The following is a 22,364-nucleotide window of genomic DNA, read 5'->3' on the forward strand; positions in this document are numbered from 1 at the left end:
CATGTCTGAACAAAACCAAGCATTCGTCTACGCGACCTTTCCCGACCTCGCCGGCAAGCGCGTCGTCATCACCGGCGGCGGCAGCGGCATCGGCGCCGAGCTGACCACGGCCTTCGCCGGCCAGGGCGCCCGTGTCTACTTCCTCGACATCGCCGAGGAAGCGTCGCGTTCCCTGGAAGCGTCGCTGGCGAACTCGCGCATCGCGCCGAAGTTCATCAAGTGCGACCTGACCAACCTCGACGAGCTGAAGGCGACCTTCGCGCGCATCGACGAGGAAGCGGGCGGCGTCGACATCCTGCTGAACAACGCGGCCAACGACGACCGCCACGACATCGAGAACGTGACGCCGGCGTACTGGGAAAGCCGCATGAACGTGAACCTGCGCCACCAGTACTTCTGCGCGCAAGCCGTCATCCCGGGCATGAAGGCGCGCAAGTACGGCGTGCTGCTGAACTTTGGTTCGATCTCGTGGCACCTGCCGCACACGCAACTGGGCCTGTACATGATGGCGAAGGCCGCCATCGAAGGCATGACCCGCAACATGGCGCGCGAATTCGGCCCGCACGGCATCCGTGCCGTCACCGTCGTCCCTGGAGCCGTCGTCACGCCGCGCCAGAAGGCGCTGTGGCACAACCCGGACGAGGAAGCGCGCATCCTGGCCGGCCAGTGCATCCCCGAGCGCGTCGAGATGGAAGACGTGGCCGCGCTGGCGCTGTTCCTGGCGTCGAACAATGCGCGCCACATCTCCGGCCGTGAATACTTCGTCGACGCGGGCTGGTATGGCGCATAAGATGGAAAATAACCTCACGATCGCCACGCAACCCACCCCATTGTGGGAAGTCGGCGCGACGCTGGGCGAGGGCGTCCTGTGGGATGCCCCGGCCAGGCAGGTGTGGTTCGTCGACATCAAGGGCAAGCGCCTGCACCGTTGCGACGCCGACGGCAGCAACCGGCAGAGCTGGGACGCGCCGGGCCAGGTGAGCTTCGTCGTGCGGGCGTCGGACGGCGGCCTCGTCGTGTCGCTCGAGGATGGCCTGTACCGCTTCGTGGAAGCGACCGGCGAGTTCGTCCCGTTCGCGAAGGTCGAGGCGGACGTGACGGGCAACCGCTTCAACGACGGCCACGTCGACGCGCAGGGCCGTTTGTGGTTCGGTTCGATGGACGATGCGGAAGAAGCGCCGTCGGGTGTCCTGTACCGTTTCGACGGCACTCGCGTCGTACGCATGGACGACGGCTACATCATCACGAACGGCCCGGCCGTGAGCCCGGACGGACGCACGCTGTATCACACCGACACGCTCGAGAAACGGGTGTATGCTTTCGACCTGGCGGAAGACGGCAGCCTGGCGAACAAGCGCCTGTTCGCAGAGATCACCGACGGCGGCTGGCCGGACGGGATGGCGGTCGACGCCGAGGGTTACGTGTGGATCGCGGTGTTCCGCGGCTGGCGCATCGAACGCCGCAATCCGCAAGGCGAGAAGGTGGGCGAAGTGCGCTTCCCCTGCTCGAACATCACCAAACTGGCCTTTGCCGGCGACGACCTGCGCACCGTGTACGCGACGTCGGCGCGCAAGGGCCTGACGGCCGAGGAACTGGCCCAGCAGCCGCTCGCGGGCGCGCTGTTCACCTTCCGCGCCGAGACGGCCGGATTGCCGCACCACGTGCTGCGGCTGCAGGAGTAATACGGAATGACACAACAGAACAGCAAACCGAAGCGCTTCCGGTCGCAGGACTGGTTCGATAACGAAGAGCGCATCGACATGACCGCGCTCTACCTCGAGCGCTTCATGAACTACGGCATCACCCCCGAGGAACTCCGCTCGGGCAAGCCGATCATCGGCATCGCCCAGAGCGGCAGCGACATCTCGCCGTGCAACCGCATCCACCTGGACCTGGCCAAGCGCGTGCGCGACGGCATCCGCGACGCCGGCGGCATCCCGATGGAATTCCCGCTGCATCCGATCTTCGAGAACTGCCGCCGCCCGACCGCGGCGCTGGACCGCAACCTGGCCTACCTGGGCCTCGTCGAGATCCTGCACGGCTACCCGATCGACGCCGTCGTGCTGACGACGGGCTGCGACAAGACGACGCCGGCCCAGCTGATGGCCGCCGCCACCGTCGACATCCCCGCGATCGTGCTGTCCGGCGGTCCGATGCTGGACGGCTGGTTCGAAGGTGAACTGGTCGGTTCCGGCGCGGCGATCTGGAAGGGCCGCCGCCGCCTCGCCGCGGGCGAGATCGACGAGAAGAAATTCATCGACATCGCGACCGCATCGGCACCGTCGGCCGGCCACTGCAACACCATGGGCACCGCCTCGACGATGAACGCCATCGCCGAAGCGCTGGGCATGTCGCTGACGGGCTGCTCGGCCATTCCGGCGCCGTACCGCGAGCGCGGCCAGATGGCGTACGAAACCGGCAAACGCATCGTCGGCATGGCGTTCGAAGACCTGCGCCCGTCGCAGATCCTGTCGCGCGACGCATTCATCGACGCGATCGTCGTCAACGCCGCGATCGGCGGTTCGAGCAACGCCCAGCCGCACATCGTCGCGATGGCCCGTCACGCCGGCGTCGACATCACGCCGGAAGACTGGATGGAATACGGCTACGACGTGCCGCTGCTGCTGAACATGCAGCCGGCCGGCAAATACCTCGGCGAGCGTTACCACCGCGCCGGCGGCACGCCCGCCATCATGTGGGAGCTGGAGCAGAAAGGCCTGCTGCGTTCGAAGCGCCAGACCGTGACCGGCAAGACGATGGCCGAGAACCTCGTCGGCCGCGAAAGCATTGATCGCGAAATGATCACCCCGTTCGACCAGCCGCTGAAGCAGAAGGCCGGCTTCATGGTCCTGAAGGGCAACCTGTTCGACTTCGCGATCATGAAGACGAGCGTGATCTCGGACGCCTTCCGCCAGCGCTACCTGTCGGCGCCGGGCTCGGAAAATGCGTTCGAGTGCAAGGTCGTCGTGTTCGACGGTTCGGACGATTACCACCACCGCATCAACGATCCGGCGCTCGGCATCGACGAAAACACGATGCTGGTGATCCGCGGTTCGGGTCCTGTGGGCTGGCCCGGTTCGGCGGAAGTCGTCAACATGCAACCGCCCGATGCACTGATCAAGAAGGGTATCAACGCGTTGCCGACGCTGGGCGACGGCCGCCAGTCCGGCACGTCGGACAGCCCGTCGATCCTGAACGCGTCGCCGGAAAGCGCGGCGGGCGGCAACCTGGCGCTGCTGCGCACGGGCGACCGCGTGCGCGTGGACCTGAACACGGGCAGCTGCAACGTGCTGATCTCCGACGAGGAACTGGAAGCGCGCCGCAAGGACGCGCCGCCGCCGATTCCGGGCAACCAGAACGCCGTGGCAGCAGATCTACCGTGCGACCGTCGGCCAGCTGCACACGGGCGCCGTAATGGAGATGGCCCTGCAGTACCGCGACGTCGGCCACGACATGCCGCGCCATAACCACTGATCGTCACCATCCCTGCAAGGGCCCGTTCGCGGGCCCTTTTTTCATTCTGGAGCCCTAGATGCACGCTACCATGATCCGTATCTGCCGGGTACTCGTCCTGGCCCTTTCCTGTGCCGCCTCCGTCCAGGCGGCACCCCGCACCGTCACCGCGCTGGACGACGGCTGGGAATTCGCCAAGGGCGCGCCGGTTGGCTGGACCGCCGTCGCGCTGCCCCACACGTTCAACGCGGACGACGGCACGTCGCCCAATCCCTATCGCGGCGCGGGCTGGTACCGGCGCACGCTCACGGCGCCTGCCGTCAAAGGAGGGCGCACGTATCTCGAATTCGACGGCGCCGCACTGTCGACCGACGTCTGGCTGAACGGCACGCGCATCGGCCGCCACGAAGGCGGCTTCGCGCGCTTCCGCTTCGACGTCACGGACCAGCTGCGGGCGGGCGCCAACGTGCTGCTGGTCCGCGTCGACAACACGCGCCAGCCGGACGTCGCGCCGCTCGGTGGCGACTACACGCTGTACGGCGGCCTGTACCGGCGCGTGCGGCTCGTGACGACGGCCGACGTGCACGTCGATATGCTCGATGCGGGCGGGCCGGGCGTGTATTTCGACACACCCGAGGCGACGCGTCCGCACTGGCGTGTGCGCGTCGCGAACGACCGCCCGCGCGCGGAGAACGTCGTCGTCACGGCCCGTCTGCGCGATTCCGCCGGCAAGGTCGTGGCGACGGCGCAGCGGTCCGCCGCGCTGCCCGCGCGCGCCGTCGTGCCGGTCGAGCTGGATGCTGCGCTGGCCAGCCCGCACCTGTGGCAGGGCGTCGAGGATCCTTACCTGTACACGAGCGAAGTGACGGTGGCCCGTGCGGACGCGGTGCTCGACCGTGTGGACAACGAGGTCGGCATCCGGACCGTGCAGCTGGATCCGGACCGCGGCCTGCTGCTGAACGGGAAGCCGTACCGCGTGCACGGCGTGAACGTGCACCTGACGTATGTGCCGGGCAAGGGGACGGCGGTCGACGATGCGGACATCGACGCCGACTACCGCATCCTCGAAGAGCTCGGTGTCACGGGCCTGCGCTTTGCCCACTACCAGCACAACGAACACAGTTACGCGCTCTCGGACCGCAAGGGGTTCCTCGTGTGGACCGAACTGCCGCTGACGTCGGAAGTGGGCGCGAGCGATGCGTTCGCGGCCAATGCGGCGCAGCAGGCGCGCGAGCTCGTGCGCCAGAATTTCAATCACCCGTCCGTGTTCGTGTGGGGACTCGGGAACGAGATCTACAAGGTCGACGAGGTCAGCGGCCGCGTGCTCGACGCGATGCAGAAGCTCGTGCATGCGGAGGACGCGAGCCGGCCGACCGCGTACGCGAACTGCTGCGCGCCCATCGACGGGCCGCAGGCGCTGCACACGGACGCCGTCGGGTCCAACGTGTATTTCGGCTGGTACGACAAGGAGTTCTCGGACCTCGCGCCGTTCCTGGCGGCCAACCATGCGAAGCGTCCGCGCACGCCGCAGTCGCTGAGCGAATACGGCGCCGGCGGCAGCGCGCTGCACCAGGAAGACCCGGTGCGGCGCCCCGTGGCGCCCAGCCGCTGGCACCCGGAGCAGTACCAGGCGCTGTACCACGAGGCGGCCTGGCGCCAGATCGAGGCGGCGCCGTGGCTGTGGGCGAGCTATGTGTGGACGGGCTTCGATTTCGCGTCGGCCGGGCGCAACGAGGGCGACGCGCGGGGCGTCAACGACAAGGGCCTCGTCAGCATGGACCGCAAGGTGCGCAAGGATGCGTATTACTGGTACCAGGCCAACTGGTCGAAGAAGCCGATGGTGTACATCACGTCGCGGCGCGCCGTGACGCGGACCGCGGCGGACGTGGAGGTCAAGGTGTACAGCAACCAGCCGGCGGCGCGGCTGCGGGTGAATGGCGTCGACCTGGGCGAGCGGGCCGTGGAGGGCCGTATCGCCCGCTGGCCGGTGCGGTTGGCGCCGGGCGCCAATCGCATCGAGGTGGAGGCGGGCGGCGTCGTGGACAGCGTGGCGTGGACGTTGGCGCCGGAAACGCGCTGACGGCCGTTGCTATGCATGGTTCCGCGTGGGCACGTGGTGCCCACCCTACGGTGACGGTAGGGTGGGCGCCCTGCGCCCACGCGTAAAGTACACCTGACGGCGGATTACTTCGCGACCTGCAGCGTACCGTCCACCATGCGCGCGAGGCCCAGCGGGTTCTCGTCGCGCAGCGCTTCCGGCAGCAGTTCCGCCGGCACGTCCTGGTAGCACACCGGACGCAGGAAACGTTCGATGGCCGTCGCGCCCACGGACGTGGTGCGGCTGTCCGACGTGGCCGGGAACGGGCCGCCGTGCACCATCGAGTGGCTCACTTCGACGCCGGTCGGGAAGCCGTTGAACAGGATGCGGCCGGCCTTGCGCTCCAGCGTCGGCATCAGCTTCGCGGCCAGGTCGCGGTCCGCGGCCGTCGCGTGGATCGTGGCCGTCAGCTGGCCTTCCACGTGGCGCGTCACTTCCAGCAGCTCGGCGTCGTCCTTGCACACGACGATCAGCGAGCTCGGTCCGAAGATCTCTTCTTCCAGCGCGCTGTTCGACAGGAACGTCGCGGCGTCCGTCTGGTACAGCGCGGCCTGCGCGGCGCAGCCGCAGCCGTCCGGGCTGCCCTGGGCGATGAGTTCCACGCCGGCGAGACCGGAGCGGCGCGCGATCGCGTCGACGTACGCCTGGTGGATGCCCGCGGTGAGCATCGTGCCGGCGCCCTTGGCCGCCAGCGCTTCGGTGACGGCCGTGCGGAACACGTCCAGGTCCGGGCCGGCGAGGGCGATCACGAGGCCCGGGTTCGTGCAGAACTGGCCGGTGCCCATCGTGAGCGAATCGACGAAGCCTTGCGCCAGCCTGGCGCCGCCCGCGGCCAGTGCGCCCGGCAGCAGGTAGAACGGATTGATGCTGCTCATTTCGGCGTAGACCGGGATCGGTTCCTTGCGGGCCTGCGCCGCATTGACGAGCGCCAGGCCGCCATTGCGCGAGCCGGTGAAGCCGACGGCCTTGATCACGGGGTGCTGGACCAGCGCGAGGCCGATCTCGAAGCCCGTACCGATCAGCATGGAGAACGTCCCTTCCGGCATGCCGCAATCTTCGACGGCCTGGCGGATCGCCTTGCCGACGAGTTCCGACGTACCCAGGTGCGCGTTATGCGCCTTCACGACGACGGGGCAGCCGGCCGCCAGCGCGGACGCGGTGTCGCCGCCGGCGACGGAGAACGCGAGCGGGAAGTTCGACGCGCCGAAGACGCCAACGGGGCCGAGGCCGATCTTGCGCATGCGCAGGTCGGGACGCGGCGGCGTGCGCTGGGGCAGGGCGGAGTCCAGTGTCGCTTCGAGGAAGTGGCCGTCGCGGACGACCTTGGCGAACAGGCGCAACTGGTTGCAGGTGCGCGCGCGCTCGCCCTCCAGGCGCGCCGTCGGCAGGCCGGATTCGGCGGAGGCGCGCTCGATCAGGGCCGGGCCGAGGTCCATGATGCGGTCGGCGATGGTCTCCAGGAAGCGGGCGCGCTGCTCGAGCGGCTGGCTGCGGTAGGCGTCGAACGCCTGTTCCGCGAGCAGGCAGGCGGCGGCCAGGTCGTCCATGCTGGCCGCGCCGAATTCCGGTTCCATTTCGGCGCGCGTGGACGGGTTGTAGGCGCGCAGCGTGCCGGCGCTGCCGCGCACGGCCTGGCGGCCGATGATCATTTCGCCTTGGATGTTCATGAGGGCTCCTTGTTAAAAAAAGCGCCGCCGCGACCCGTGAAGGCCGCGGCGGCGGTGTGCAGGAATCGATCAGCGATTGTATCGAATCATGCGGATTCCCGTTGGATCAGAACGAGTACTGGGCCAGCAGCGTGTAGCGCGGACCGCTCATGAAGACCTGGCGCGTGAAGTTGCCCGCGTGCTGCTCCATGATCTGGCGCGTGTACGAGTTGGTCAGGTTCGTGGCTTCCAGGCCGACGCGGAACTTGTCCGTGAAGTCGTAGAAGATCGAACCGTCCAGCTGGCCGTACGGTGCCTGGTACAGCGGCAGGCCGAACGCCTGGTCGTTGTTCGTCGTCGGGATCAGGTATTTCGCCGGATCCGCCGCCGGGTTCGTGTTCAGGCCGTTGTTGCCGCGGCTGCCCCACTGGTTCACGCCCAGCAGGTAACGCGAACGCCAGTTGTAGGCGAGGCGCATCGACAGGCCGTGCTGCTCGTACATGACCGCGAAGTTGATCGTGTGACGCGACAGGCCCTGCAGTGGGGTCTTGCCGAACGCACGACCGTCGGTATCGCAACCGTTGATCGACAGGTTGTAGTTCGACGACGCGTCGTTACCCGAGCACCAGGCGTTGAACACCGGCTTGTTCAGGGTGCGCTCGCTCGACACGTAGGTCCAGCTGGCCTGCGTACCGATGCCCTTCAGCCAGTCGGGCACGAAGTCGTAGTACTGCTGGTGCGCGATCTCGAAGCCGCGGGCGTAGCCCTTGGCGCCGTTGACGGGACCCGTGACCACGAACGTTTGCGGCTTGCCGTTGACGTCGGTCGCCTTGTACGCGTAGTCCTGGGTGATGATGATGTCCTTCAGGTCCTTGTTGAAGGCCGAGAAGGTCAGCGAACCGGCTTTCGCGAAGTACCATTCCGCGGTCAGGTCGACGTTGGTCGACGTGGTCGGCTTCAGCATCGCGTTGCCGTCGCTGGTACCGGTCAGCGTCGTGCCGTTGAAGATGACATTCGTCGTATTGCCGGATGCATCGCGGATCGTCGTTCTGGTTCGGCGCCGAGTTCAGCGTGGTCTGCACCTGCAGCTGGTTGAAGTCCGGACGCGCCATCGCCTTGGCCACGGCGAAGCGGAACTGCAGCTCGTCGCTATACTTCAGGCGCAGGTTCAGGCTCGGCAGCCAGTTGTGGTACGAGTTGTTGTACGACTGGGCTTCCGCGAACGGCTTGATGTAGATGAGCGTGTCCACGCCGGTGACGGGAGCGTCGGTCGGGATGGTGACGCCGGCCGGGCTGTAGGCGACGTAGCCGCTGCCGGCGCCGGTCGTCTTCACGTAGCGGATGCCGATGTTACCGTCGATCGGATACTTCAGGTCGTCGAAGCCGAAGCGCAGCTGCGTGTAGGCGGCGCGGGTCTTCTCGCTCTGCGTGTTGGTCGCGGCCGGATCGTTGAAGGTCGCAGCCTTCCACGGATCGCAGGTCGAGCCCTGTTCCTTGCACAGCACGTCGTGGTAGGCGTGGATCTTGGACCATTCGTCCGGGAAGCCGCGCACCACCGACTCGTTGGCGAACAGCATCGCCGGAATGTTGTACTTGCCGTCGAAGAAGTTGTCGATCTTCTGCAGCGACGAGCCGCCGGCGAAGCGCGGATCACCCAGGCGGGCGACGTGCGGGATCTGCCAGCCCTCCATCCACGGGAACGTGATGGCCTGCCAGTTGTAGAACTTCTGGGCCTTGTGGTTCTCGCCGTCGCGGTTGGCCATGCGGAAGCCGAAGCGGACGTCGCGCAGCACCGGGTGGTCGAACGCATACTTGAAGTCGGTCTTCCACGCCTTCTGGGTGGCCGTGGCGTGATCCAGCGCTTCCTGGGTGTAGGCCCAGTAGTAGTTGTTCGGATCGGCCATGTAGGCCGGCGAGCCCAGCGTGATCTGCGGGACGTTGCCGCGCATGTCCATCTTCTGGTTCGGCATGATGAAGCCGGTCGACACGTCGGCGTCGAAGCCTTCGGTCGTCGAATGGACGTGCTGGAAGTCGTTGGTCCAGGTCAGGTCCGGCGTCACGCGCCATTGCAGGTTCAGCGACGTGTCGCGGGTGCTCGATTCACGCGTGTTGATGCGCTGCGAGCTGTTGAACGGAGAGCCGCCATAGGTCGGGTTCGAGATCGTACCGCTCTGGAACACGCCGTTGCTGTTGAAGACGGCATCCTGGCTCGCGACCTGCTGGTACCACTTGTCCTCGGACGACGTGACGACGTGCTCGTCCAGGTCTTCCTTGTACTTCGTCTTGAAGTAGGTGAGGGCGGCCGTGAAGTCGCGGTTCGGACGCCATTGGAAGGCGGCGTAGTCGCCGCGGCGGGTACGCTCGAAGTCCTGCGAGCGGTAACCGACGCCCAGCGGGATCCACTGGGTCTTGGAACGGTCGTACTTGGCCGGGTCGGTCGAGTTCACGTGCGGGAAATACGGGTCGACGCCGACGCCGTCGGAGCGGGTCGGGCTCTTCGCGTGCGCGAAGTCGACCAGGGCGCCGAATTCGCCGAACGTGTCCGACTTCCAGCGGTTCGACAGCAGGATGGTGCCGGTCGGGGACGGCGCGCCCTTGCGCAGCGTCGAATACGATTCCGACACGCCCACGGTGCCCTTGAAGCCCTTGTAGTCGAACGGCATGGCCGTGCGCAGGTTCACGAGGCCCGCGACGGCGCCTTCGATCTGTTCCGCGGACGGGTTCTTGTAGACGTCGACGCCGGCCATCAGCTCCGGTGCCACGTCGGCGAAGCCGAGCGAGCGGCCGCCGCCGGCCGAGAACGCGTCGCGGCCGTTGACTTCCGAACGCACGTACGTCAGGCCGCGGACGGAGACGCCCGAGCCTTCGACGGACTGGCGGTTCGGGTCGCCGGCCATGTTGCGGTCGATGGTGACGCCGGCGATACGCTGCAGCACCTCGGTGACCGAACGGTCCGGCAGCTTGCCGATGTCTTCGGCGACGATCGAATCGACGACTTCGTCCGCATTCTTCTTGAGTTGTTGCGCCGACTGCAGTGCCGCGCGCTGGCCGCTGATGTGGACCACGGTAGGGGCTGGGTTGGCCGTGGTGTCGGCGCTGGTCTGTGCCCATGCTGCGGCGCTGGAAAGAACGGCTACGTGCGCAACCGCTGCCGCAATCGCGGTCTTCTGGAAATTCCTCATTGTCTCCCCCGATGATCAGGTTGTGTTGTTATGGAAAGCTCTAGCAAAGCCAGTGCGGATGTGATGCTTAACACTGGTTGTTATACGCTACCATAAAATTTTTATTGTTTACGACTCAGTTGCCAGTTTTGTGACAACGCAACGTGTCTTGTTGCCGACAGCTCGAGCAAACAAAACGTTGCCAGGACCGCGCCGCCGTGCACAGGCAAGCCGGGAGAGCGCTTGGCCGCTAGCGAACACGGTCCTGTGTACAGAGTGAAAACCGCCTTGGACAGGACGTTCACGTGCGAACGTGTCACGCCTGACCCCGGCAGTAAGGTCACAACATCGATGTTATACGCAATCGATTTCATAACTGCCAAAAAAATCTTTTCGTGCGTGTGAGAAATACAACATCTGTGTCTTGGCAGCGCTACCTTTTCACACCGTCTCGTAGTGTTGCGGGGGTTAGCAGCTAAACATGCTAAACAAGCCACGTAACGGTATATTGACGTGTTAGCGCGAACATTTTTGCCTTGCGCATCCAACATCCCTTGGCTTAGGATACCGGTCATTAGCGCCATAAAAACAATTCCGGAGACACATGCGTAAATCACTCGCCCGCCAGACCGCCGCCGCGCTGGCCTTCCTTGCTGTCGCCGGCAATGCCATGCTGGCGCCCATCCCCGCGCAGGCCGCGGGCCACTACAAGCATTTCAAGACGGCGATCTACATCCCGGTGAACGTCACGCAAAGCCTCGTCGACCCGCAGGTCTTCGAGCACCAGTTCGCGCGTGCCATGAGCCAGGTCCCGTTCGACAAGGTTTACATCGAGGGCTACCGCGACAACCACTTCGCCAGCGACGCCGAGATCGAGGCCGTGAAGCGCCAGTTCCAGGCGAAGGGCATCGAGGTGGCGGGCGGCGTCACGCTGGCCGCGGGCGGATTCAACGGCCAGTTCATGACCTTCGATTACGAGTCGCCCAAGGACCGCGACACGTGCAAGCGCGCGATGGCACTGATGGCGCGCCATTTCGACCACGTGATCCTCGACGACTTCACGTTCTACACGTCGAAGTCGGACGCCGACATCAGGGCGAAGGGCAAGCGCACATGGACGGACTACCGCCTCGCCACCATGCGCAAGGTATCGCAGGACCTGATCATCGACCCGGCGCGGGCAGTCAACAGGAACGTCAAGATCGTCATCAAGTACCCGAACTGGTACGAGCATTTCGAGGGCCTCGGCTTCGACCTCGCGCAGCAGCCCGAGATGTTCGACGGGATCTACGCGGGCACCGAGACGCGCGACCCGGTCATCACCGACCAGCTGCTGCAGCAATACGAGTCGTACAACATCATCCGCTACTACGAGACCCTCCGTAAGGACGGCAAGAATGGCGGCGGCTGGGTCGACACGTATTCGATCCGCTATGTCGACCGCTATGCGGAACAGCTATGGGACACGATGCTCGCGAAGGCGCCCGAGATCACGCTGTTCAACTGGCATCCGGCCGCGCAGGACACGCCGGCCGAAGCGGGCGAGCGTCCGTGGGCCGGGCAGGATACCTCGTTCAATTGGGACCGCATCGTGGCCGACTGGAAGGCCGCGAACCCGGATGCGAAAGCGCCGCCGGGCTGGGGCCTCGCCGCCGGCGCCGCGCTGAAACAGATCGACGCGGTGCTGGACCAGCTGGGCAAGCCCACCGGCATCCCGACCTATCGCCCGGCCAACTCGTCGTCGGCGGAAGACTTCCTGCCCAACTACCTGGGCAATGTCGGCATCCCGATCGCCCTGACCGCGCGCTTCCCGCAGGATGCGCAGACGATCCTGCTCACGCAGGCATCGGCGGCCGATCCGGACATCCTCGACAAAGTGAAACGCCAACTGGAAGCGGGAAAGGCGGTGTTCGTGACGTCCGGCTTCGTCAAGGCGACGCAGGATCCGAAGCGCAAGGACCGCGGCTTCCAGGATCTCGTCGAAGTCTACGCGACGGGGAACCAGGTGCTGCTGAACGACTACTACAACGGCTATGGCGCGGGCAACGGCGAATCGCTGCGCGACGATCCGAAGGTGGCGCCGCGCGACGTGCTGTTCCCGGAGCTGCACTACTTCACGAACGACGCGTGGCCGATCATCCGCGGCGTCGCGGGCGCGCGCGGCTTCCCCGTGCTGCTGATGAACCGGTATTCGAAGGGCGTTCTCTACATCCTGTCCATTCCCAGCAATATCGGCGACCTGTATAGTATGCCGCCAGGCGTGATGAACAGCGTGAAGACCTACCTGATGGCCGACGCGCCCGTCCGCATCGAGGCGCCGGCCGGCGTGAGCCTGTTCACTTACGATAACGGCGCGTACGTCATCCAGTCGTTCCGCGATACGCCGACGACGGTGAAGGTCGTGAAGCACGCGGTGGACGGCAAGGCGCGTCCGGCGGCCGAGACGGTGCCGGGCGCGAGCCGCGACACGGTGAACGAGGTGGTGATTCCGCCCCATAGCTTCCGGGTCTACAAGGGCTAAACAGGTGTATGTACGCATGATGGAGACGCTGTAATGAAGTCGATGAAGCTGGCCCCGGCGGTGGCCCTTGCTCTGGCGTTGCTGGCGGGCCGCGTGACGGCACAACAGCAGGAGCCGTACGTGTGGGACAGCGTGGCGATCGGCGGCGGCGGCTTCGTCACGGCCGTGGTGCCCAGCCGCGCCGCACCGGGTGTTGCATACGCGCGTACCGACGTGGGCGGCGCCTACCGCTGGGATCCGCGCGAACGCCGCTGGACGGCGCTGCTCGACTGGGTGGCGGAAGACCAGACCGGGTACCTCGGCATCGACGCGTTGGCCATCGACCCGCGCGACGCCGACAACATCTGGCTCCTCGCCGGCATCGCCTACCTGAACGGCGGCCGCACCGCGATCCTGCATTCGACGGATGCGGGCAAGACCTTTTCCATCGTCGACGTCTCCAGCCAGTTCAAGACGCACGGGAACGGCATGGGCCGCCAGGATGGCGAGCGTCTCGCCGTCGATCCGGGCAACAGCAAATTGCTCTACGTCGGCACGCGCCGCGACGGCCTGTTCAAGAGTGTCGACGCGGGCCGCACGTGGGCGCGCGTGACGGCGCTGCCGGTGACGTCCACGCCGAACGACGTGGGCCTGACCGTCGTCGTGCCGGACCCCGCCAGCGTGAAGGAGGGCCAGGCGCGCCGCGTGTTCGTCGGCGTGTCGCGCTTCGGCGCCGTCGGCCCGAACCTGTACCGCAGCGACGACGCCGGCACGACGTTCGAACCCGTGGCCGGCGCGCCGGTGGACCTGATGCCCCAGCGCGCGATCCTCGACGGGGCAGGGAACCTCATCGTCACGTTCGCGAACGGCGCCGGCCCGCACCCCGACCGCACCGGGCGCGAGCCGATGGACCGCGGGCAGGTGTGGAAGTACGCGATCGCGAGCGGCGCCTGGACGAACATCACGCCCGCCGGCTGGACGCGGCCGTTCGCCGGCATCAGCGTCGATCCGAAGAATCCGCAGCGCCTCGTCGCGTCGACCATCAACACGTTCCTGCCGCAGGGCGACGCGAAGGGCGACCGCATCTTCCTGTCGAACGACGGCGGCGCCTCGTGGACCGACGTGATCGGCCGCGGTTTCGTGCGCGACGCGGCCGGCGTACCCTGGCTGAAAGGCCACTCGATCCACTGGGCCGGCTCCGTCGAGTTCGACCCGGCCGACACGCACGCCGTCTGGGTCACGTCCGGCAACGGCGTGTTCCGCACCGCGAACATCGATGCGTCGCCCACGACATGGACGTTCACGGTCGACGGCCTGGAAGAGACGGTCCCGCTGGGCTTCGTCAGCATTCCCGGCGGCCCGCTCGTTTCCGCGATCGGCGACATCGACGGCTACCTCCACGACGATCCGTCGCGCCACGGCCGCATCCACGATCCGCAGATCGGCACGACGACGGGCCTCGCCTACGCTCCCAAGGATCCGAGGACGATGGTGCGCGTGGGCGACAGCATGCTCGTCACGCACGACGGCGGCGCCACGTGGACGAAGACCGCGGCCATCAAGGGCAGGCGCGGACAGGTCGCCATCTCGGCCGACGGCGCCGTGATCCTGCATGCGCCCGAAAAGGCGAAGGAGGTCTGGCGCTCGGGCGATGGCGGCGCGACGTGGACTGCCGTCGCGGGCCTCGCGAAGGCCAACCTGCGGCCGGTGGGCGATCCGCTCGACGCGAAGGTGTTCTACGCGTACGACGACACCGCGCTCCTCGCCAGCACCGACGGCGGCGCCTCGTTCGCCCCGCGCGCGAGCCTGCCCGCGGGCGGGTCGCGTCTCGTGCGCGTGGCGCCGGGCCGGGGCGGGGACGTGTGGGTCGCGCTGAAGAACGGCGGTCTCGTACGCTCCGTGGACGGCGGCGCCCACTTCGCGCCGCTGGCGGCCGTGCGCTATTGCGGCGCGGTCGGTTTCGGCAAGGCGGCGCCGGGGCACGACTACCCCGCGGTCTACATCTGGGGCGACGTGAAGGGCGTGCGCGGCATCCACCGTTCCATCGACGGCGGCGCCACCTGGACCCGCATCAACGACGACGCCCACCAGTACGGCGGACCGGGCGACGGCCAGTTCATCGTGGGCGACATGAACCGCTACGGCGTCGTCTACATGAGCACGGCCGGCCGCGGCATCGTCTACGGCAAACCCGCCGCCAACTGAACAACGCTTTTCGACAGCGATTTTTATGACCTCTATCTGTAATCGATTTCATCGGATGATGATCGCACTGGCGCTGGCCGGCGTCGTCTCCACTGCGCTGGCCGCACCCGACCTGGTGCTGCGCTACGACCGCCCGGCCCAGGACAACGACCAGGGCTGGGAAAAGGAAGCGCTGCCGATCGGCAACGGCCGCATCGGCGCGATGGTGTTCGGCGGGCTCGCGCGCGAGCACCTGCAGTTCAACGACATCACCTTGTGGTCGGGCGACGCGAAGGAGACGGGGACGTATCAGCCGTTCGGCGACGTCGTCGTGGACCTGCCCGGGCATGACAGAGATGCGCAAGACTATCGGCGCACGCTCGACATCGCGCGCGCCGTCCACACCGTCACATACACGCACGGCGGCACGCACTTCCGCCGCGAGGCGTGGGCGAGCTATCCGGCGCAGGTGATGGTTCTGCGCCTGACGGCGGACAAGCCGGGCCAGTACACGGGATCGATCGCGCTGTCGGACCGCCACGGCGCGCATCTCGCGTCCAGCAAGGACACGCTGTACGCGACGGGCACGCTGGCCGGCTGGACGCTGCCGAACGAGGCGCCGACGGCCAACACGCTGGACTACGCGAGCCAGGTGCGCGTCGTGAACGAGGGCGGCAAGGCGGCCGTCGAGAACGGCCGCATCGTGTTCACGGGCTGCGACGCGCTGACCGTCATCGTGGGCGCCGGCACCAGTTATGTCGCCGACGCGACGCAGCACTTCCGCGGAGAGCATCCGCTGGCGCGCGTCACGGCGCAGGTTGCGGCCGCGGCCGCGCGTCCCGCCGACCAGCTGCGCACCGAGCACGAACGCGACGTGGCCAGCCTGCTGGGCCGCGTGCGGCTGGACCTGGGCGCGACGGCGGCGGAGCGCAAGGCGCTGCCGACGGACGCGCGCGTGCTGGCGTACACGAAGGACGGCAACGACCCGGAGCTGGAAGCGCAGTACTTCCAGTACGGCCGCTACCTGCTGGCGTCCAGCTCGCGCGGTTCGCTGCCCGCGAACCTGCAGGGCCTGTGGAACAACAGCCTCACGCCGCCGTGGCGCTCGGACTACCACACGAACATCAACGTCCAGATGAATTATTGGCCGGCCGAGGTGACGAATCTGTCCGAGATGGCCAAGCCGTTCTTCGGCTTCGTGACGAGCGTGGCGCCCGTGTGGCGCCAGGCGACGGCGGCGGAATTCAAGGCTAGAGATGGTAAGCCGGTGCGCGGCTGGACCCTGCGCACGGAATCGAACCCGTTCGGCGGCATGAGCTATACCTGGAACAAGACGGGCAACGCGTGGTACGCCCAGCACTTCTGGGAACACTACGCGTTCACGCAGGACAAAGCGTTCCTGGCAAACGTCGCGTACCCGATGATGAAGGAAGCGAGCGCGTTCTGGCAGGACTACCTGAAGGAACTGCCGGACGGCCGCCTCGTCGCGCCGCAGGGATGGTCGCCCGAGCACGGCCCCATCGAGGACGGCGTCACGTACGACCAGGAGATCGTCTGGGACCTGTTCAACAACACGGTGGAAGCGGCGGACGTGCTCGGCGTCGACAAGCCGCTGCGCGACAAGCTCGCCCGCATGCGCGACCGGCTCGCGGCGCCGAAGGTCGGCAGCTGGGGCCAGCTGCTCGAGTGGCTCGACGAGAAAAAGGATCCGGTGCTGGACACGCCGGGCGACACGCACCGCCACGTATCGCATTTGTTCGCGCTGTTCCCGGGCCGCCAGATCAGCCCCGCGCGCACGCCTCTGCTTTCCGCCGCCGCGAAGCGCACGCTGGAAGCGCGCGGCGATGCGGGCACCGGCTGGTCGATGGCGTGGAAGATGGCGTTCTGGGCGCGCCTGTACGACGGCGACCACGCCTACAGGATGCTGCGCGGTGTGCTGGCCAGCCCCGGCGCGCGCGCGGCCCAGCAGGCCAGCGCCGGCTCGGAGCAACTGAATGCCGGCGGCACGTATCCGAACCTGCTGGATGCGCATCCGCCGTTCCAGATCGACGGCAATTTCGGCGCGACCGCCGGCATCGCGGAGATGCTGCTGCAGTCGCAGGCCGGCGCGATCGAGCTGCTGCCGGCGCTGCCGTCGGCGTGGCCGGATGGTGAAGTGAAAGGCCTGCGCGCGCGCGGCGGATTCGAGGTCGACATGCGCTGGACGCGCGGCCGTCTCGTCGATGCCGTCGTGCGCCGGGTAGCAGGCAGCGGTGCCGCGACCGTGCGCTATGGCGCGCGCACCGTCGCGGTGAAACTGCGTCCGGGCGACAGCGTGCGGCTGGACGCGGCACGGTTTTGAGGAGTTCAGAGGCAGACCCCGAGAGGTCGTCTCTTTGCAGTGAAGGGCACCGTCATTCGATGGGCCCTGTTGTCAGCCAAGAGGAGATGTAAATGTATCAGTTCAAGAAAACAGCCATCGCCGTGGCCGTAACGCATGTCGCGTTGCTGGCCGGCGGGATGGCGGCCGCGCAGACCGGGCCCGGGGCGCCGACGGCAAGCAATGTCGTCGTCGTGACGGGCCAGCGCGCCGCGCTCGATTCGGCGCAGGCGCTCAAGCGCGATGCCGACGAGATGGTCGATTCGATCGTCGCGGACGACATCGGCAAGCTGCCGGACCGTTCGATCACGGAAGTGCTGCAGCGCGTGGTCGGCGTCACCATCGACCGCACGATGTCGAAGGGCGACCCGGAGCACTACTCGGTGGAAGGCTCGGGCGTCACGATCCGCGGCCTGTCGTACACCCGTTCGGAGCTGAACGGCCGCGATTCGTTCTCGGCCAACGGCGGCCGCTCGCTCAACTTCGAGGACGTCCCGCCGGAGCTGATGGCCGGCATCGACATCTACAAGAACCCGTCGGCGGAACAGATCGAAGGCGCCATCGGCGGCCTCGTGAACCTGCGCACGGCGATGCCGTTCGACTTCAAGGGCCGCAAGATGGCCGCGTCGCTGCAGGACACGTATTCGGAACTGAAGAAGGGCAAGCGCCAGCCGTCCGGCTCCTTCATGTTCTCCGACCGCTGGAAGACCGGCTTCGGCGAGATCGGCGCCCTGGTCGACTACGCGTATTCGGAGAGCGGCACCCGTACCGACGCGTTCCAGGTCGAACCGTATTACCAGCGCAGCGACGTGGTCGCCGGCCAGAACGTGTGGGTGCCGAAAGGCTCGCAGTACCGCACGCTGAACTTCGACCGCAAGCGCCAGGGCCTCTACGGTGCGCTGCAATGGAAGCGGGACGCGAACCTGCAGTCGTCGCTCACGTACTTCAAGTCGAAGTACCGCATGCAGTGGGACGAGCAGGCGATCTTCTCGTCCGCCAGCCCGTACAACATCGGCGTCACGAACGGCACCTACGGCACCAACGGCCAGCTGCTGACCGGCACCTTGACCGACGCCACCGACAAGGGCATCGATTTCGGCGCCGACACCCGCGCCGCCAACCGCAAGTCGCAGACGACCGACATCTCGTGGCACCTGATGTGGCGTCCGAACAGCGACTGGCAGTTCGACACCGACGTGCAGCGCGTGCGCGCGACGAGCAACAGCTTCGACTCGACCGTCGCCACGGCCGTCAAGATGCCGTACGAGAACGTGGACCTGTCCGGCTCCGTGCCGAAGCTGACGTTCGACGACGTCCAGACCGCCTACCTGGCCAATCCGGCCAATTACTACTGGGCGTTCACGCAGGAACACTTCGACGACAGCCATGCCGGCGAATGGGCGTGGAAGACCGATGCGAAGTACACGTTCGACCATCCGGTCCTGCGCGACGTGCGCTTTGGCGTGCGCCTGACGAAGGCCGATTCGACGACGACGAACTCGAACCCGAGCTTCAACTGGGCGGCGATCACGCAGCCGTGGCAGTCGGACACGGGCGGCCAGCTCGCGTACCTGAGCGATCCGCGCTTCTCGAACCAGACGCAGGTCCACCAGTTCACGAACTTCTTCAACAATAACACCCCGGTCCCGTCCCTCGTGTTCCCGAACGTGGCGCTGGCCACGGGCTACCCGGGCAGCTATGCCACGCTGCACAGCTACCACGACATCCTGTGCCAGCAGGCGAACCAGGCGAACGGCACGACCAACCCGTGCACGCCGTGGTCGCCCGCGACGTTCGGCACCGACCCGGCCGGCACCAACGACCTGTCCGAGCGTACCGGCGCGTTCTACACGCAGCTGCGCTTCGGCTTCGACGACCTGAAGTACCCGATCGACGGCAACATCGGCGTGCGCTATGTGCAGACGCTGCTGAAGGCGCACGGCTACACGGTGTTCAATCCGAACATCACGCAGCCGGCCGAGGGCACGACGGTCGTCGGTCCGGAAATCCCGAACATCGCGGCATTCTCGACGCGCCAGGACTTCGACAACCACTACCACAATGTGCTGCCGAGCCTGAACCTGCGCATGAAGGCGACCGACAAGCTGCAGTTCCGCTTCGCCGCCGCGATGGGCATCTCGAAGCCGGACTATTCGCAGCTGCAGAGCTACACGACCCTGTCGGAAAACGTCGACCAGACCACGACCGGCAACGTCGTCACCGTGAACAACGTCGGCCTGACGGGCACGGGCACCGGCAATCCGAAGCTGCGTCCGGTGCAGTCGCGCCAGGTCGACCTGTCGGCGGAGTGGTATTTCGCGCCGGCCGGTTCGCTGACGATGGCCGTCTTCAACAAGCAGTTGAAGGACATCATCATCAACCAGTCCTACGGCTACAACGTCGCGGGCGTGACGGGCACGCCGTACACGTTCACGGTCACGGGCCCGGTCAACGGCGCGCGCGGCCATGCGCGCGGCATGGAGATCGCGTACCAGCAGTATTTCGACAAGCTGCCGGGCTGGATGTCGGGCTTCGGCGTCCAGGCGAACTACACGTACGTGGACAGCAAGGAAGACCTGTACCATCCGGTCAACTCGGCGTTCTGCACGGGCAGCTCGAACGGCGCGGATAACCTGAACCTGAACCAGAACGGCTGCGACACCAACGGCGCGACCTTCGGCAACCTGCCGCTGCAGAACCTGTCGAAGAACGCCTACAACCTGGCCCTGTTGTACGACAAGGGCAAGGTCTCGGCGCGCCTCGCGTGGGCATGGCGTTCGAAGGCACTGCAGAACGTGAACGTCAACGGCACGAACGGCACGGACGGCCGCCGCGTCGACCCGGCCACGGGCACGACGCAGACGGTCGCGTGGGCGTTGCCGACGTGGTCGGACAGTTATGGCCAACTGGATGGTTCGTTCTTCTACAATATCAACGAGCAGCTGTCGCTCGGCGTGGAAGCGCAGAACCTGACCAACTCGAAGTACCGACAGCTGATGCAGCAGTCGATCGGCATGATGACCCGCGCGGTCTTCGTGTCCGGCCGCCGCTACACGGCGTCGCTGCGCTATTCGTTCTAAGCGCATCACGGACGGGCGGCCGCGCATTTTCGACACTGGCCGCCCGTTTTTACAACCACCGCGACCGAAGGAGACCCGTTCGCATATGAAATCCATGTCCTTCCGCCTGCTGGCCGCCGGCCTGCTCGCCGCCACCACCTGCCACGCCGCGTACGCCGCGTCCGAACTGCCCCGCATCGTGGGCAAGGACGGCCGCTACGCGCTGATGGTCGACGGCGCCCCGTTCCTGATCCTGGGTGGCCAGGCCCACAACTCCAGCAACTACCCGGCCGCGCTGCCGAAGGTCTGGGCCGCCATGAAGGACGTGCATGCGAACACGCTGGAGATTCCCGTCGCGTGGGAACAGATCGAGCCGAAGGAAGGGACCTTCGACTTCAGCTACGTCGACAAGCTCGTGCAGCAGGCACGCGAGCACAAGACGCGCCTCGTGCTGCTGTGGTTCGGCACCTGGAAGAATACCGGCCCGGCATACGCGCCGGAATGGGTCAAGTTCGACAACAAGCGCTTCCCGCGCATGATCGACAAGGACGGCAAGACGAGCTACTGCCTGTCGCCGTTCGGCGAAGCCACGCTGGCCGCCGACAAGAAAGCCTTCGTCGCGCTGATGGAGCATATTAAAAAGATCGACTCGGACAAGCGCACCGTGATCATGGTGCAGGTCGAGAACGAAGTGGGCACCTATGGCGTCGCGCGCGACTACGCGGCGCGCGCCCAGGCCGCGTTCCAGCAGCCGGTGCCGGCCGCCGTCCTCGCGCACCAGCCGCCGCCCGCGGGCCGGGCGAAGCAGGGTTCGTGGAGCGAAGTGTACGGCGACTACGCCGACCAGTATTTCCATACGTGGGCCATCGCCAGCTACATCGAAGACATCGCCAAGGCCGGCCGCGCCGTGTACGACCTGCCGATGTACGTGAACAATGCGCTGCGCGCGCCGGTGCTGGACAAGCCCGCGCCGCCGTGGAAGGCGGACTTCGCCTCCGGCGGCCCGACGTACGACGTCCTCGGCATCTATAAGGCGGCCGCGCCGCACATCGATTTCGCCGGCCCGGACATCTACATGCCGGAGTCCAGCAACGTGAGCGCCACGCTGCAGCTGTTCCAGCGCCCGGACAATCCGCTGATGGTGCCGGAGATGGGCAATGCGGCGGGCTATGCACGCTACGTCTACCAGATCATCGGCAAGGGCGCATTGGGCGTCGCGCCGTTCGGCTTCGACTACGCCATGTACAGCAACTATCCGCTGGGTTCGAAGTACACGGACAAGCGCATGATCGAGCCGTTCGCGAAAGTCTACGACGTGTTCGCGCCGATGCAGCGCGTGTGGGCGAAGTGGGCGTACGAAGGCCGCACGTACGGCGTCGCGGAAGGCGACGACCGCAAGCCGCAGACCGTGGCCATGAACGGCTGGAACGCGCACCTGTCGTTCCGCGAATTCCAGTTCGGCGAGCGCGAATACCTGAAGGACAAGAACGAATACGCGGAAGGCACGGACCAGCCGTCCGGCGGCGCCGCGATCGCGCAGATCGGCCCGGACGAATTCGTGATCGTGGGCCAGCAGATCCGCGTGAAGTTGTCCGGCACCGGTCCGAATGCCGGCAAGCCCACGGGTTATGCGCGGGTGGAAGAAGGTCGCTTCGACGCCGACGGCAAGTGGGTCATGGAACGGAACTGGAATGGGGACCAGACCGACTATGGCCTGAACCTGCCGGCGATGCCGACGGTGTTGAAGGTGAAGATGGGGTCGTACTAAAACAAACAATACCTCGCGGCGGTGCATAATCGTCGTCGTTCCCGCGAAAGCAGGAACCCATGCTGCGCGTCTTGAGCCGATTCAGTATGGATTCCCGCGTGCGCGGGAATGACGGCGTTAGCGGCGTCGCTTTACT

General features: G+C 66.5%; 10 protein-coding genes and 2 pseudogenes. 9 read left to right on the top strand and 3 right to left on the bottom strand.

Annotated elements, in window-relative coordinates; all coding sequences use genetic code 11:
• Position 1: 1 nt before the first annotated feature.
• From ACL58G_RS19260 to ACL58G_RS19275, 4 genes and pseudogenes are all read left to right on the top strand, one after another.
• Positions 2-790, top strand: coding sequence for an SDR family NAD(P)-dependent oxidoreductase (locus ACL58G_RS19260; protein ID WP_413341718.1), 789 nt, complete (start codon positions 2-4; stop codon positions 788-790).
• A gap of 1 nt (position 791) precedes the next feature.
• Positions 792-1,682 (top strand): SMP-30/gluconolactonase/LRE family protein, encoded by an 891-nt coding sequence (locus ACL58G_RS19265; protein WP_440962826.1) that lies wholly within the window; start codon positions 792-794, stop codon positions 1,680-1,682.
• A 6-nt stretch (positions 1,683-1,688) separates the two neighbouring features.
• A pseudogene (locus ACL58G_RS19270) lies at positions 1,689-3,474 on the top strand (IlvD/Edd family dehydratase).
• Between the two features lie 58 nt (positions 3,475-3,532).
• Positions 3,533-5,533 (top strand): glycoside hydrolase family 2 TIM barrel-domain containing protein, encoded by a 2,001-nt coding sequence (locus tag ACL58G_RS19275; protein WP_440962827.1) that lies wholly within the window; start codon positions 3,533-3,535, stop codon positions 5,531-5,533.
• A gap of 104 nt (positions 5,534-5,637) precedes the next feature.
• Here ACL58G_RS19275 and ACL58G_RS19280 read toward each other — a convergent pair whose 3' ends face one another.
• The 3 genes and pseudogenes from ACL58G_RS19280 to ACL58G_RS19290 all read right to left on the bottom strand — a co-directional run.
• Positions 5,638-7,218 (bottom strand): aldehyde dehydrogenase (NADP(+)), encoded by a 1,581-nt coding sequence (locus ACL58G_RS19280; RefSeq protein ID WP_413388911.1) that lies wholly within the window; start codon positions 7,216-7,218, stop codon positions 5,638-5,640.
• Positions 7,219-7,324: 106 nt separating this feature from the next.
• Positions 7,325-8,161, bottom strand: coding sequence for a TonB-dependent receptor domain-containing protein (locus tag ACL58G_RS19285; RefSeq protein ID WP_440962828.1), 837 nt, complete (start codon positions 8,159-8,161; stop codon positions 7,325-7,327).
• Between the two features lie 148 nt (positions 8,162-8,309).
• Positions 8,310-10,379 (bottom strand): annotated as a pseudogene (locus tag ACL58G_RS19290) (TonB-dependent receptor); the annotation flags it as partial.
• Positions 10,380-10,962: 583 nt separating this feature from the next.
• Here ACL58G_RS19290 and ACL58G_RS19295 point away from each other — a divergent pair.
• The 5 genes from ACL58G_RS19295 to ACL58G_RS19315 all read left to right on the top strand — a co-directional run bounded on the left by ACL58G_RS19295 (position 10,963) and on the right by ACL58G_RS19315 (position 22,228).
• A complete protein-coding gene (locus tag ACL58G_RS19295; protein ID WP_440962829.1) occupies positions 10,963-12,879 on the top strand; it encodes a hypothetical protein in 1,917 nt (638 codons plus the stop codon).
• A gap of 33 nt (positions 12,880-12,912) precedes the next feature.
• A complete protein-coding gene (locus ACL58G_RS19300) occupies positions 12,913-15,063 on the top strand; it encodes an exo-alpha-sialidase (protein ID WP_440962830.1) in 2,151 nt (716 codons plus the stop codon).
• A gap of 55 nt (positions 15,064-15,118) precedes the next feature.
• A complete protein-coding gene (locus tag ACL58G_RS19305; RefSeq protein WP_440962831.1) occupies positions 15,119-17,383 on the top strand; it encodes a glycoside hydrolase family 95 protein in 2,265 nt (754 codons plus the stop codon).
• 92 nt (positions 17,384-17,475) lie between these two features.
• Positions 17,476-20,481, top strand: coding sequence for a TonB-dependent receptor (locus ACL58G_RS19310; RefSeq protein WP_413388906.1), 3,006 nt, complete (start codon positions 17,476-17,478; stop codon positions 20,479-20,481).
• Positions 20,482-20,566: 85 nt separating this feature from the next.
• On the top strand, positions 20,567-22,228 hold the full coding sequence (locus ACL58G_RS19315; RefSeq protein WP_440962832.1) for a GH35 family beta-galactosidase: 1,662 nt from the start codon (positions 20,567-20,569) through the stop codon (positions 22,226-22,228).
• Positions 22,229-22,364 lie beyond the last annotated feature (136 nt).

The organism is Massilia sp. GER05, from assembly GCF_052056005.1.
GTDB classification, from domain to species: Bacteria; Pseudomonadota; Gammaproteobacteria; order Burkholderiales; family Burkholderiaceae_D; genus Telluria; species Telluria orientalis.

Coding starts and splice junctions, on each gene's coding strand:
- ACL58G_RS19260 (WP_413341718.1), top strand. CDS start 2: ATGTCTGAACAAAACCAAGCATTCGTCTACGCGACCTTTCCCGACCTC.
- ACL58G_RS19265 (WP_440962826.1), top strand. CDS start 792: ATGGAAAATAACCTCACGATCGCCACGCAACCCACCCCATTGTGGGAA.
- ACL58G_RS19275 (WP_440962827.1), top strand. CDS start 3,533: ATGCACGCTACCATGATCCGTATCTGCCGGGTACTCGTCCTGGCCCTT.
- ACL58G_RS19280 (WP_413388911.1), bottom strand. CDS start 7,218: ATGAACATCCAAGGCGAAATGATCATCGGCCGCCAGGCCGTGCGCGGC.
- ACL58G_RS19285 (WP_440962828.1), bottom strand. CDS start 8,161: ATGCTGAAGCCGACCACGTCGACCAACGTCGACCTGACCGCGGAATGG.
- ACL58G_RS19295 (WP_440962829.1), top strand. CDS start 10,963: ATGCGTAAATCACTCGCCCGCCAGACCGCCGCCGCGCTGGCCTTCCTT.
- ACL58G_RS19300 (WP_440962830.1), top strand. CDS start 12,913: ATGAAGTCGATGAAGCTGGCCCCGGCGGTGGCCCTTGCTCTGGCGTTG.
- ACL58G_RS19305 (WP_440962831.1), top strand. CDS start 15,119: ATGATGATCGCACTGGCGCTGGCCGGCGTCGTCTCCACTGCGCTGGCC.
- ACL58G_RS19310 (WP_413388906.1), top strand. CDS start 17,476: ATGTATCAGTTCAAGAAAACAGCCATCGCCGTGGCCGTAACGCATGTC.
- ACL58G_RS19315 (WP_440962832.1), top strand. CDS start 20,567: ATGAAATCCATGTCCTTCCGCCTGCTGGCCGCCGGCCTGCTCGCCGCC.